The 13,638-nt window shown below is 66.2% G+C and carries 11 protein-coding genes; 7 read left to right on the top strand and 4 right to left on the bottom strand.

Going from position 1 to position 13,638, the window contains the following annotated elements; genetic code table 11:
- The first annotated feature begins 2 nt into the window (after positions 1-2).
- The 5 genes from pucL (at position 3) to xdhC (ending at position 7,610) form a co-directional block, all read left to right on the top strand.
- Positions 3-950, top strand: coding sequence for a factor-independent urate hydroxylase (gene pucL, locus HMI57_RS02905; protein WP_171584408.1), 948 nt, complete (start codon positions 3-5; stop codon positions 948-950).
- Positions 951-1,070: 120 nt separating this feature from the next.
- Entirely contained in the window at positions 1,071-2,678 is a 1,608-nt protein-coding gene (locus HMI57_RS02900; protein ID WP_171584407.1) for a nucleobase:cation symporter-2 family protein, read from the top strand.
- 99 nt (positions 2,679-2,777) lie between these two features.
- Entirely contained in the window at positions 2,778-4,325 is a 1,548-nt protein-coding gene (locus tag HMI57_RS02895) for an FAD binding domain-containing protein (protein WP_171584406.1), read from the top strand.
- Positions 4,322-6,739: a xanthine dehydrogenase molybdopterin binding subunit gene (gene xdhB, locus HMI57_RS02890; protein WP_171584405.1), complete on the top strand. Its 2,418-nt coding sequence runs from the start codon at positions 4,322-4,324 to the stop codon at positions 6,737-6,739. The genes HMI57_RS02895 and xdhB overlap by 4 nt, the downstream gene beginning before the upstream one ends.
- Positions 6,740-6,782: 43 nt before the next feature.
- Positions 6,783-7,610 (top strand): xanthine dehydrogenase accessory protein XdhC, encoded by an 828-nt coding sequence (xdhC, locus tag HMI57_RS02885; protein WP_171584404.1) that lies wholly within the window; start codon positions 6,783-6,785, stop codon positions 7,608-7,610.
- Here the strand turns inward: xdhC and HMI57_RS02880 are convergent.
- Complete coding sequence (locus HMI57_RS02880) at positions 7,607-8,155, bottom strand: acyl-CoA thioesterase (RefSeq protein WP_171584403.1); 549 nt, start codon at positions 8,153-8,155, stop codon at positions 7,607-7,609. The genes xdhC and HMI57_RS02880 overlap by 4 nt on opposite strands.
- A gap of 102 nt (positions 8,156-8,257) precedes the next feature.
- On the opposite strand from HMI57_RS02880, the gene HMI57_RS02875 reads away from it, so the two are divergent.
- The gene (locus HMI57_RS02875; RefSeq protein ID WP_171584402.1) at positions 8,258-8,998 is read left to right on the top strand and encodes a maleylpyruvate isomerase family mycothiol-dependent enzyme; all 741 of its coding nucleotides are present in this window, start codon (positions 8,258-8,260) and stop codon (positions 8,996-8,998) included.
- A 57-nt stretch (positions 8,999-9,055) separates the two neighbouring features.
- Here the strand turns inward: HMI57_RS02875 and HMI57_RS02870 are convergent, their stop codons facing one another.
- Entirely contained in the window at positions 9,056-10,012 is a 957-nt protein-coding gene (locus HMI57_RS02870) for a ribose-phosphate pyrophosphokinase (RefSeq protein WP_171584674.1), read from the bottom strand.
- A gap of 156 nt (positions 10,013-10,168) precedes the next feature.
- Between HMI57_RS02870 and HMI57_RS02865 the strand changes: the two genes are divergently transcribed.
- Complete coding sequence (locus tag HMI57_RS02865; protein WP_171584401.1) at positions 10,169-11,557, top strand: TIGR00366 family protein; 1,389 nt, start codon at positions 10,169-10,171, stop codon at positions 11,555-11,557.
- A 28-nt stretch (positions 11,558-11,585) separates the two neighbouring features.
- Here the strand turns inward: HMI57_RS02865 and HMI57_RS02860 are convergent, their stop codons facing one another.
- Both HMI57_RS02860 and HMI57_RS02855 read right to left on the bottom strand, forming a co-directional pair.
- Positions 11,586-12,416, bottom strand: a complete 831-nt coding sequence (locus tag HMI57_RS02860; RefSeq protein WP_171584400.1) for an SGNH/GDSL hydrolase family protein — start codon at positions 12,414-12,416, stop codon at positions 11,586-11,588.
- A 47-nt stretch (positions 12,417-12,463) separates the two neighbouring features.
- A complete protein-coding gene (locus HMI57_RS02855) occupies positions 12,464-13,597 on the bottom strand; it encodes a glycosyltransferase family 1 protein (protein WP_171584399.1) in 1,134 nt (377 codons plus the stop codon).
- Positions 13,598-13,638: the final 41 nt, after the last annotated feature.

Raw genomic sequence — 13,638 nt, 5'->3', positions numbered from 1 at the left:
CCATGACTACAACGAGCCACCAGGACACCGATCAGACACCCGGCACGGGTTCCGCCGACACCGGACGCATCGTCCTGGGGCGCAACCAGTACGGGAAGGCGGAGGTGCGGCTGGTCCGGATCACCCGGTATGCCAACCGGCACACCATCGAGGACCTCAACGTCACCTCGCAGTTGCACGGCGATTTCGCAGCCGCTCACACCGACGGCGACAACTCGCACGTCGTCGCGACCGACACCCAAAAGAACACGGTGTATGCCTTCGCGAAGGACGGCGTGGGCTCCCCCGAGGCCTTCCTCCTGCGCCTCGGCGCCCACTTCACCACGAGTTTCGACTGGGTGACCGGCGGTCGGTGGTCAGCGGAGCAGTACAGCTGGGACCGCATCAACGACCACGATCACGCTTTTTCCCGCAACAAGTCAGAGACCAGGACCGCCCTCCTGCTGGTCGACGGGCAGCATCGGCACATCGTGGCGGGAATCCAGGGCCTGACGGTCCTGAAGTCCACCGGGTCCGAATTCCACGGGTTCCCCCGTGACCGTTACACCACGCTGGCCGAGACGACTGACCGTATCCTCGCCACCGATGTCACCGCCAAGTGGAGGTATAACACCGAGAACACCGTCGACCTTGATTTCGACGCCGCCTACGACAGTGTGCGCGGGATCCTCCTCGAGACCTTCGCCCAGACACACTCGCTAGCCCTGCAACAGACCATGTTCCAGATGGGCAAGAAAGTTCTTGAGGCGCACCCGGGAATCCAGGAGGTGAGGCTGTCCCTGCCGAACAAGCACCATTTCCTGGTGGATCTGGCACCGTTCGGACTGGAGAATCCGAACGAGGTCTTCTTTGCCGCCGACCGCCCCTACGGCCTGATCGAGGCGACGATTGAGCGCGAAGGTGCGGCCAGCGAGTCAGCAGTCTGGGCCGACACCCCCGGATTCTGTTAGCCAGCCACACCTCACGCCGCCCAGGCGACACCAGACCCGCCCAACGCCCCCTCCCGAAACCGGGAATGACACACCAAGGAACCAGCAGCGTAGTGACCCAGCAGACAAGGGAAGTCAGCTATGAAACGACTGAAGACCAGAAAAGGGAACACCGTTCCGCAACGACCCGAAGATGAGCGGCTGCCGCTCGGCCGGTCGTTCACCTACGGGTTGCAGCACGTCCTCACTATGTATGGGGGAATCATTGCCGTGCCGTTGATCGTGGGGTCCGCCGCGGGAATGACCCAGGATGAGATCGCCCTCCTGATTGCGTCCTGTCTCTTCATTGGCGGGATCGCGACGATCCTGCAAAGCTACGGGCTCCCCTTTTTCGGCTCGCAACTGCCGCTGGTCCAGGGGGTGTCCTTCGCTGGGGTGGCGACAATGATCGCCATCCTTGAGGGAGGTGGCGGCATTCAGGCGGTGTTCGGTGCCGTCCTCGTGGCCTCCGTCATCGGCCTCCTCATTGCTCCCTTCTTTGCACGGATCATCCACTTCTTCCCGCCGGTGGTCACCGGGATCGTCATCACCACCATCGGGCTGACGCTGCTGCCGGTCGCCGCCAACTGGGCCATGGGAGGCAACTCCGAAGCGGAGGACTATGGGTCCCTGACGAACATCGGGCTGGCCGCGTTCACCCTGGCGCTGGTTCTCCTGCTGAGCAAGCTCGGCAACGCGAGCATCTCCCGCCTCTCAATCCTCCTGGCGATCGTCGGCGGTGCAGTTATCGCAGCGATCTTCGGCGTCGCGGATTTCTCCGGGGTGATGGACGGTGACATCGTGGCCTTCCCCCAGCCAATCGCGTTCGGCTGGCCGACGTTCCAGCTCGCCGCCATTATCTCGATGGTCATCGTGGTCCTCGTGACCATGACCGAGACCACCGCCGACATTCTGGCGGTTGGCGAGATCGCGAAGACCAAGGTCGATTCGCGCCGGATTGCCGATGGCCTGCGCGCCGATATGCTCTCCAGCGCGGTTGCCCCCATCTTCAACTCCTTCACGCAGACCGCTTTCGCCCAGAACGTGGGTCTGGTGGCGATCACCGGAGTCCGGAGCCGTTTCGTGGTCACGGCAGGAGGCGTCATCATGCTCGTGCTGGGACTGTTGCCCCTGCTGGCACGGATCGTGGCGGCGGTACCCACACCTGTGCTCGGCGGTGCAGGCGTGGTCTTGTTCGGAACCGTCGCTGCGAGCGGGATCCGCACCCTCGCCAAGGTCGATTATCAGGACAACATGAACCTGATCATCGTCGCAGTGTCGCTGGGCTTCGGAATGATCCCGGTGGTCTCGCCCTCGTTCTACGACGCTTTCCCCACCTGGTTCGGAATCATCTTCCACTCCGGAATCAGCTCCGCCGCCATCATGGCAGTCCTGCTGAACCTGCTGTTCAACCACCTGAAGGCGGGAAACTCCAGCCAGCAGTCGGTGTTTGTCGCCAGCCCGCCGCGAATGGTCAGGGCCGAGGAGCTCCAGGCGTTCCGCGACGGTGACCACTACGATGGCGGCAAGCTCATGGACGCCCACGGCGCCGAAGTGCCGGTGGTCAACGCCGCGCAGTTCGTCCTGGTCCAGGAAAAGATGAAGAAGGGTGAGATCACTGATTCTGACGATATCCGCCGGATCTGCGACTCCACTGGATCAGCAAATGGCACACCGGACGGCCCAGGGGCGGAGGGACGGAACAGGTAGGAGAAGTCTTAGGCACGGAAGGGACCGACCGGTCCCTCCACCGGCCCTGCAGGGCCGGACGATTTCACGAAGTACATCAGGGGAGTGTTGAGGAGCGCGATGGTACGGATAGAGGTTACGGTCAACGGCCAGGTTCGGGGGTGCGACGGCGTCAGCCCGCACACCAACCTGCTCGACTGGCTGCGCGATGCTGGGCTTACCGGTTCCAAGGAAGGCTGCGCGGAGGGTGAATGCGGTGCCTGCGCGGTAATGGTTTCCCGCCCCGACGGCCCCGACGGCAGCCGCTGGACCTCAGTTAACGCCTGCCTGCCGCCCGCGCTGGCCTTTGACGGCCAGGAGATTGTGACGGCCGAGGGACTCGGCCGCGCAGCCGGAGCCTGCACCGGGAAGCAACTGCACCCGGTCCAGCAGGAGATGGCGGAACGGGGTGGATCCCAGTGCGGCTACTGCACCCCTGGGTTTGTCTGCTCCATGGCGGCTGAGTACTACCGTCCTGAACGCTCAGCCAGCACCGCCGACGAATCCGGTGACCTGATCCCTGACCCACCGGACCCGCAGGAGAAGTCCCACACCGGAACCTCCGCCGTCGGCGAGGAACACACCACCGACCACGAGAAGGGCCCCAACGGGTTCGATCTGCATGCGCTGAGCGGAAACCTCTGCCGCTGCACCGGCTACCGGCCCATCCGCGACGCCGCGTTTGCCCTCAGCACCCCTGATGCATCAGATCCGCTGCTGCTTCGCCAGGACAACCCGGCGCCGGCGGCCCGTCCCACCCACAGGGCCGTCGACGGCGCAGAGTTCGTACGGCCTCACACCATGGCTGAGCTGTTCCGGCTCCTGGAGAGGGACCCCGATGCCAAGCTGGTGTCCGGCAGCACCGATCTGGGCGTGGAGATCAACCTGCGGCACTCCCGGCCCGCCCTCGTGGTGGCGATTGACCGGCTTGAGCCCCTGCGAACCCTCACCGTCGACGCCGACAGGATCGAAATCGGCGCCGCCCTGACCCTTTCCGAGGTGGAACGTGGCCTTCACGGGCGGGTCCCCCTGCTGGATGAGCTGTTCCCCCGGTTCGCCTCCCGGCTCATCCGCAACGCGGCGACCTTCGGTGGCAACCTGGCGACCGGTTCCCCGATCGGCGACTCGGCGCCGGTGCTGCTGGCACTGGACGCCGTCATAGTCCTGGCGTCGACGGACGGCGACCGGGAGGTGCCGCTCAGCGAGTACTACACCGGATACCGGCAGAGTGTCAGGAAGCCCGGTGAACTGGTGCGTTCAGTGCGGATCCCGCTCCCCCTCGCCGAACAGAGCGCCTTCTACAAGATTTCCAAACGCCGCTTCGACGACATCTCAAGCGTCGCCGTCGGCTTCGCGGCACAACTCGACGAGGGAGTCGTGTCCTCAATCCGGATTGGGGTCGGCGGAATCGCGGCCACCCCCCTTCGTGCCCGCCGGACCGAGGAGGCGCTCCAGGGGCACCCGTGGACGTCGGCGAATGTCACTGCCGCCGCCTCCATCCTGGCCACCGAGGGCACCCCGATCGATGACCTGCGGGCCAGCGCCCGGTACCGTTCGGCAATGCTTGAGCAGTCACTGCTCAGGTTCTTTGCGCACACGCAGCGCTCCACCGTGGAGGTGGCCCGGTGAAATCCCTCGCAAACCGCCCCATCAACCCCGTGGTGGGCCAGCCGGTCTCCCACGAAAGCGCCGACCAGCACGTCACCGGGGAAGCGCTCTACACCGATGACCTGGTGGTCCGCAGCGCGAACGTGCTACATGCCTGGCCCGTGCAGGCGCCGCACGCCCACGCTCTGGTCGAGTCGCTGGGCACCGATGCGGCGCTGACGGTGCCGGGGGTGGTCCGGGTCCTCACCGCAGCGGACGTCCCCGGAATCAACGACGCCGGCATCAAGCACGACGAACCCCTCTTCCCCACCGAGGTCATGTTCCATGGCCACGCGGTGTGCTGGGTGTTGGGGGAAACCCTAGAGGCGGCTCGGCTCGGAGCCGAGGCCGTGCAGGTGCACTACCGGCCGCTGCCGTCCCTGCTGACCCTGACCGAAGCCATCGAGGCCGAGAGTTTCCAGGGCAACCAGCCCACGTTGAGCAGGGGCGAGGCGGATGCTGCGCTGGACGCCGCCGCGCACCGGTTCAGCGGCGACATCGAGTTCGGCGGGCAAGAACACTTCTACCTTGAGACCCATGCGTCCTTCGTCTACGTAGATGAGGGTGGTCAGGTCTTTGTCCACTGCAGCACCCAGCATCCCTCCGAGACGCAGGAAATCGTCGCCCACGTGCTCGGCTTGCAGAGCCACGAGGTGACGGTGCAGTGCCTGCGGATGGGCGGCGGATTCGGTGGAAAGGAAATGCAGCCCCACGGTTACGCGGCTATTGCCGCCCTGGGTGCCACCCTGACCGGCCGTCCGGTGAGGCTGCGGCTCAACCGGACCCAGGACATCACCCTCTCCGGTAAGCGGCACCCGTTCCACGCCCGCTGGGAGGTTGGCTTCGATGAGGAAGGCCGGATCCAGGCCCTCAAAGCCACGCTGACCAGCGACGGCGGGTGGAGCCTCGACCTGTCGGAGCCGGTCCTCGCCCGGGCCCTGTGCCACATCGACAATGCCTACTGGATACCCAACGTAGAGGTTCATGGCCGGGTGGCCAAGACCAACAAGACCTCCCAAACGGCGTTCCGCGGCTTTGGCGGTCCGCAGGGAATGTTCGTCATCGAGGACATCCTGGGCCGCTGCGCCCCGCTCCTAGGCGTCGACCCCGGCGAGCTCCGTCGGCGAAACCTCTACGTTCCCGGGCAGACCACCCCGTACGGCCAACCGGTCCGGCACGCCGAACGGCTCCAGGCCATCTGGCAGCAGCTCCACGACAGCGCCGACGTCGTCCGCCGGCAGGAAGGGATCCGGGAATTCAACGCGACCCACCCACACCTGCGGCGTGCCCTGGCGGTCACGCCCGTCAAGTTCGGCATCTCCTTCAACCTCACCGCCTTCAACCAGGCCGGGGCACTGGTCCACGTGTACAAGGACGGCTCTATCCTGATCAACCACGGCGGCACCGAGATGGGGCAAGGTTTGCACACGAAAATGCGCCAGGTGGCGGCCACGGCGCTCGGCGTGCCGCTGGGACTGGTCCGGCTGGCACCCACCCGCACCGACAAGGTCCCCAACACATCGGCGACCGCCGCCAGTTCGGGTGCCGACTTGAACGGCGGGGCGGTAAAGGACGCCTGCGAGCAGATCCGAGACCGCCTCGCCGAGGTGGCCGCGCGGAAACTGAACATCCACCCCGACGACGTCCGCTTTGTGAACGGGGTGGTCACCGGCATCGGGTTCACCGACAGGGAGATCGGGTTTGCGGAGCTGGCCCGCGACGCGTACTTCCAACGGGTTTCCCTCTCCGCCGCCGGGTACTACCGGACGGAGGGTCTGCACTGGGACATCTCCCGCATGCAGGGCGAACCGTTCAAGTACTTCAGTTATGGGGCTGCGGCCTCCGAGGTTGAGGTCGACGGGTTCACCGGGGCCTACCGCCAGGTGCGCACCGACATTGTGCATGACGTCGGCGACAGCCTGTCACCGCTCATCGACGTCGGGCAGATCGAGGGTGGGTTTGTGCAGGGCGCTGGTTGGCTAACCCTCGAGGACCTGCGCTGGGATACGTCCGACGGCCCGCAGCGGGGACGGCTGGCCACCCAATCGGCGAGTACCTACAAGCTGCCCAGCTTCTCCGAAATGCCCGAAGAGTTCACCGTGCACCTCTTCGAAAGGGCCACCGAGGACGGCGTGGTCTACGGGTCCAAGGCGGTGGGCGAACCCCCGTTGATGCTCGCCTTCAGTGTCCGGGAGGCGCTCCGCCTCGCGGCGGCAGCGTTCGGGCCGGGCGACCGGGAAGTCCAACTGGCCAGCCCAGCCACCCCGGAAGCGGTCTTCTGGGCGCTCACGGAGGCCCGGGAGGCGCAGACGGCGCGGGACCGCCGGACCGCCAGCACGCAGGCCGGTCATGCGTCGCTGCCCACCCCCGAACCAGCCCACCAGGGTGGAATCTAGAGTGGAATCACGGGGACGGACTGACTGAGCTACATTGACTGACATGGACTGGTTGGAAGCGCTGCAGCGTCTGCGCTCGACGGATCAGCCCGGGGTGCTCGCCACGGTCACCGGGGTGCGCGGTCATGCACCACGGGAGGCGGGGGCGAAGATGCTGATCGCGGCGAGCGAGTCGTGGGACAGCATCGGCGGCGGCAACCTGGAGGCCACAGTGATCGACCGTGCCCGCGTCATGCTCGACGGCGGCAGCACAGTCCCCGAGAGCCTCACCTTCACGCTCAACGAGCGCGCTCCCACCCAGCATGGGAAACAGTGTTGCGGCGGCGTCGTCGAGGTCCTCCTCGAACCGTTCCTGCCCCGACCCACCGTGGCGGTGTTCGGTGTGGGCCATGTGGGCCATGAACTGGCGCGGATCCTGTCCCGTCTCCCCGTCCACCTGCACCTGGTGGACAGCAGGGCGGACCAGGTGGACCCCAGCCGGCTCGCCGACGTACTGGGCGGGGTGGCCGACGTCCACCCCGTGCACACCCCCGTCCCGGATTCGGTGCTGGGCACTTTGCCCGCCGGGGCGCACGTGCTCATCATGACCCACGACCACGCCGAAGACTTCCTGCTGTGCGACGCCGCGCTGCGACGCGGCGACCTGGGCTCGGTCGGTCTGATCGGGTCCAGCGCCAAATGGTCGCGTTTCCGATCCCGGTTGCAGGCGGAGGGTCATACGGGGACGGTGATCGAACGGATCAGCTGCCCCATCGGGCTCCCTGACATCTCCGGCAAGGCGCCCGCCGTAATTGCGATCAGCGTCGCGGCACGGCTGCTGCAGCTCCTCCCGGACACGGTCCCCAGCGTCGAGAAGGGTGGAAGGAGCTAGCGGACCCAGCTGTGCGGCGCGGGACGGCGGGTACTGGGGAGCGAGTTGTTGAGCCGCCACTCGTGGATCCACTCGGGGAGCACCAGATCTGCTGGCGGCTCGCCGAGGGCGGCGAAGATGTCCTCGTTGCTGACAGGACCGCTCCTGGAGACCAGCCGGGTGGCGATGATCGCCTTCGCATAGATCTCGCCGGCGCTGACCATGCGCTGCTCGAAGTAGATGGCCCGCTCATCGAAGCCAATGATCCGGGTCTCGATCGAGTAGCGCTGTCCCAGTGTCAGGGACTTGCGGAAGCTGATGGTCTCGCCGTTGGCTACCGGGCTCCAGCCCCGTCGGCGCATCTGGGACCAGGTGCCACTGCGGATCATCAGGTCAAACCGCCCGAGGTCCATCAGTGAGAAATACATGCCGTTGTTGACATGCATCGCAATGTCAATGTCGGTGGGCAGCACCCGCAGGGGCAGTGACGACTCCCCCCAGATGCTGAGGCGTGGGCGTCGTCGGGAAATGAACAGGGTCAGCAGGGTCCGAAACAGAAGATGCATACCCCTACATTACCGGCCAGTAACATGCAGGAAGGTAGCCCGGGGTGAACGGCGGGGCGCCGCCTGAAGGGCACACCGCGGCTATGTGCCTAGACTCGGGTAATGACCGCACAGTACCCGTACGCCCTGTCCTTCGACCTGTACCGCGCGCTGCTGGACCGTGATCACTCCCGGATGGTCGAGTTGGCGCCCTCCGCGCTCACCGCACAGATCCCGGCCTGCCCGGGCTGGACCGGCGAGGATCTCATCCGGCACACCGCGATGGTTTACCTGCATAAGGCCGAGTCCATCAGGACCGCCGCCAAGCCAGCCGGCACCTGGCCGCCCGCCGAGCTGGCCCAGCTGGAGCCGGTTCACGCGCTGCAGCAGTGCTACGCCCGGCTGATGGACCAGTTCGACACCCACGCACCGGAGGACCCGGCGTTCACCTGGATGAAGGACGACCAGAGTGTTGGTTTCTGGATCCGCCGGCTCGCCCACGAAACTTCCATCCACCGTTACGACCTCGAATCGGCACTGGGCATCGCGGAGCCGATCGACCCGGACCTCGCCGTTGACGGGATCGATGAGGTACTCACTGTCATGCTGGTCCGCAGCAAGCCCGACGACGCCGCCACCGGGTCCACCGTCACGCTGCGGAGCGCCGGGCTCGCCTGGACGGTGACAATCAATTCAGCCGTGGTGACACTGGAGCGGCAGGTCAGTGATCGGGCGGACGCCCAGGTCAGTGGAAAACCAACTGAAATGCTGCTCTGGCTCTGGGGACGTGGGCCGTTTCCCGAGGGCGCCCACCCCAGCGACGCTGCAAACGAGCTGCGCCACCGGCTGGCAACAGCCACCTAGACCGCAACTGTTAGAGGCATCGGTTCTCTGAAGCTTCAGTTGTCAGAGGCGTCAGCCCTAAACGTTGATGCCCTCCGCCTGGAAGAGCGCGCTCACCGACTCGCCGGTGTGGATCCGACGGATCGCCTCGGCGAAGGCGTTGGCCACCGAGATCACCTTCAGCTTCGGGTGGGTCTTATCCGCACCGATCGGGACCGTGTTGGTGCAGAGCACCTCGATGACGTCGTCGCGCTCGGCGATGCGTTCCACCGCCCCGTTGGAAAAGATCCCGTGGGTGCACACCACCCGCGCCTTCCGTGCACCCATTTTGGCCAGGTGGTCCAGGAGCTCCAGGACGGTGCTCCCATTAGCGATCTCGTCGTCGAGCACCACAATGTCCTTGTCCCGGACATCGCCGATGATCGAGGTGATCTGCACGCGATCGTTCTCGAACCGTTCCTTCGCGCCGGCCGCCACGGGGGTGCCCAGGAGACGCGAGAACGCCGTCGCGGCCTTCGCGTTACCCAGATCCGGGGAGACCACGATGGTGTTGCTCAGATCCAGGTCCTGGAAGTGCGCCGCGAGTTCCCGGAGGGCGTGCAGCTGATCGACGGGCACCCCGAAGAAGGCCTGCACCTGCGGGGAGTGCAGGGTCATGGTGAGCACCCGTGAGGCACCCGCCGTGGTCAACAGGTCGGCCACCAGCTTGCCGCCGATCGAGATCCGCGGGGCGTCCTTCTTGTCGGACCGGGCGTAGGAATAGTGGGGCATCACCGCGGTAATCCGACCGGCGGAGGCACCGCGGGCCGCATCGATCATCATCAGCAGCTCCATCAGGTTCTCCTGGACCGGCTTGACCAGAGGCTGGATGATGAACACGTCCCGTTCCCGGCAGTTCTCCAACAGCTGCACCTCCAGGCAGTCGTTGGCGAAACGCTGCAACCGGGAGGGAAGGAGCGGCACGCCCAGGTGCCCGCAGATCTCCGCCGCGAATCCCCCGCTTGCTTGTCCACTGAAAACGGCGATCTCTTTGATCAACGACTTACCTTTCACGGCAGTTGGTGGGGATCATGCTGTGGACACCATTGTCGTACAGATTGGTCCGCGGTGGTTCCCGGTGAAGTAACGTTGATGCCGGATCGGCGCCCCCACCGAACCGACAATGACGTCACCTCACAGGAGAACACACCCATGGCACCCTCTGGTCCCCCACCCAAACAGCAGACCTCAGTGGTGTCGGCGGCCATGCGGCCGATCAACTCGGTGGTTGAACGCTTCCTGCCGAGCGCCTTGGTGTTCGCAGTGGTCCTCAGCCTGGTGGTTGCTGTCGCCGCACTGGTCTTCACCGATGCTGGCCCCGTGGACGTACTCAACGGGTGGGGTGACGGGTTGGCCGGGTTGCTCGCGTTCATGACCCAGATGGCGCTGATCCTGCTGCTGGGGCATGCGCTGGCCCACACCGGCCCCGTCCGGAAACTCCTGGCCCGCCTCGGCGGGATCCCCCGGAGCCCCATGCAGGCGTACGTCTTCGTGTTCGTGGTCGCCGCCACGGCGTCCCTGATCACGTGGGGACTCGGCCTCGTCGTCGGCGGTCTGCTGGCCAAGGAGGTCGCTGCCCAGGCCCGCGAGCGCGGCATGGCGCTGCACTTCCCGATGCTCGTCGCCGCCGGGTTCTCCGGCTTCGTGGTGTGGCACATGGGGTACTCGGGGTCAGGACCGCTGACCGCCGCCACCGAGGGCTCCTTCATCGCCGAGCAGCTGGGCCGCACCATTCCCATTACGGAGACCACCTTCTCCTGGTGGAACATCACCGCCGCTGTGGCCACGATCGTCCTGGTCGCGGCCGCGCTGGCCCTGGTTTCGCCGCGTGCCGGTGACAGGATCACCGAGCTGGAGGTGGATGCCCGCCGCTCCGACGATGTGGCAATCGACGACGACGTCGTCACCCCCGCCGACCGGATCGACGCCAGCCGAATCCTCACCACAGTGGTGGGCCTGGCCCTCGTTGCCTACCTGGTGGTCCACTACGTGCAGGGCGGCACCGCCACCCTGGACATCGTGAACTGGACCTTCCTGGCCCTGCTGTTACTGCTGGTCCGTAGCCCGTTCGAACTGATCGCGCTGACCAAGAACGCAGCGTCGAATGTCGGCGAGATCCTCCTCCAGTTCCCCCTGTACGCGGGGATCATGGGGATGATGACGACGACGGGCCTCATCAACGTGGTCTCCGACGCGTTCGTGAACATTGCGAACCCAACGACATTCGGCCTGTTCGCGCTGCTGTCCGCCGGTCTGGTGAACTTCTTCGTGCCCTCCGGTGGTGGCCAGTTCGCGGTCCAGGCGCCGATCATGCTCGACGCCGCCGAACGCCTGGGCGTGGACCCCGCGATCGCGATCATGGCAGTGTCCTACGGTGACCAGTGGACCAACATGATCCAGCCGTTCTGGGCGCTGCCGCTGCTGGCTATCGCCGGGCTGAAAATGCGGGACATTCTGGGGTACACGATGGTGACCCTGATCGTCTCGGGTGTGGTGTTCGCGGCGATCCTGCTGATCGTCGGAGCAGGGCTCGCAGGATAGCGCGGATACCCGGGACGGGAAAGGGACGCTACGGTCCCGGCGTCGCCGTCGGGAGTCCCTCGTCCCTGACCAGCCGGCGGAGGCCGCCCTTCGGCGGCACCACCACAGGGATCGGCCACCGCGGGGGAAGGTTGTCGCCCAGGGTGACCCTCCGGATCTTGCGGCCAGCCAGCGGGAGCACCCAGTCGTGGATCCAGCGGCGCTGCTCGCGCTCCCACTCCCTGAAGGTCTTTGGGACCGGCGGATCCCAGTCCTTCAGCTTCACGGAATGCGGCACCCCCAGCAGGTCCAGCACCTGGGAGGCCATGTATTTGTGGCCGGCCTTGGACATGTGGAGCCGGTCGGGTCCCCACATCCGCCGGTCCTGGTAGGCGCTGAAGGCCCAGTAGTCCACCAGAACCGCGCCATAGGCGTCGGCGATCCGCCGGACGCCGTCGTTGTAGAGCTGGTGCCTCTTGCGGAGCAGCCGGAGGGCGGGTGTCACGTTGACGTCGTACCCGGTGAAGAGCAGCACCCGGGCGCCGGTGGCGGCCAGGGGCGCCACCAGTTCCTCGTAGTCGGCCAGCAACTGTGGGACTGACGTGCCGGCGTCGAGAATGTCGTTGCCCCCGGCGTACAGGGTGATCAGGGTGGGGCGCAGGTCGACGGCCCGCTCCAGCTGTTCGGCGGCGATGTGGCGCAGGCGTTTGCTGCGCACAGCAAGGTTCGCGTACTCCCAGCCCGGCTGGTCCTTGGCCAGCTTCTCGGCCACCCGGTCTGCCCAGCCGCGGACCCCGTTGGGCAGGTGCTTGTTGGGATCCCCCACTCCCTCGGTGAAGGAGTCGCCCAGAGCGACGTACCGCAGCCTATGCTCGCTCATGACAGGTGGGCGGCCCGGCGGTGAGGTCAACGGCGAGAGTTCCGGGGTCAGAGACGCAGCAGGGCGTGTTCAACCAGAACCTCCTCGTAGTGCTGGACGAGCAGTTCGCACAGCACCGGCCAGGTGCGGCCCTGCACGCTCGCGAACGCGGCTTCGGCGAAGGCTAGACGTTTGGCGTCGTCGCCGATCAGGTCCACCACCTGGCGGCGCAACTGGTCCAGGTCACCCGGCCGGTAGAGCCACCCGGTGCGGGAGGCATCCACCAGATCCACTGGTCCGCCTTTGCCGGTGGCCACCACCGGTACACCCGAAGCCATTGCCTCCTGGATGGTCTGACAGAACGTCTCCAGCTCACCAGGGTGGACGAACAGGTCAAGGCTGGCCACCGCCGTCGCCAATTCCCCGCCGCCCAGGAACCCGGTGAAGATGGCGTTCGGAAGGGCCTGTTCGAGGGTCCCGCGCAGCGGGCCGTCGCCGATGATCACCAGCCGGGTGTTCTCGATGTCGGCCAGGACCCTCAGGTCCTCGACCTGTTTCTCCGCCGCGAGCCGGCCCACGTAGCCGATCAGCCGCTCGCCGCCGGGGGCGAGCCGGGTCCGGAGTTTCTCATCGCGCCGGTCCGGGTGGAACCGTCCCGTGTCGACGCCCCGACGCCACAGCTGAACCCGGGGGATGCCGTGTCCCCGCAGCTGGTTCACGGCCGCGGTGGAAGGTGCAAGGGTGCGGGACGCACCCTCGTGGATGTTTTCCACCCGCTGCCACGCCCAGTTGGTCAGGAACGGCACGCCGTATCGCGCCGCGTACCCGGGCACATCGGTCTGGTAGACCGCAACCACCGGAATGCCGAGCTGTTCGGCTGCCCGGATGGCACGCCACCCCAGTTCGAACGGCGACGCCAGGTGAATGATGTCGGGTTCAAAGTCGGCGAGGATGCTCCTTACCCTGGCGACTCCGCCCAGGGCGACCCGGACACTGTTGTACCCCGCCAGTGGAACTGCTGGAAGGCGGTGGACGCGCACCGTTCGGCCACCCACCTTCTCGTCGGTGGCACCCGCACCGGAGGGGGCGATCACCAGCACCTCGTCACCGCGTGCCGCGAAGTGCTCGAGCATCTTCTGGACAGAATGGGTGACCCCGTTGACGGCGGGCAGGAATGTTTCGGCAACAATCACGATCCTCACACCACGACGGTGACAGCCCCAGGTGGGGAGCCGGTGACGAT

Source organism: Arthrobacter sp. 260 (genome assembly GCF_013116745.1).
GTDB lineage: Bacteria > Actinomycetota > Actinomycetes > Actinomycetales > Micrococcaceae > Arthrobacter_D.
Note: the sequence above shows the minus strand (reverse complement) of the source record. Positions and strands in the feature narration are given on the sequence as shown.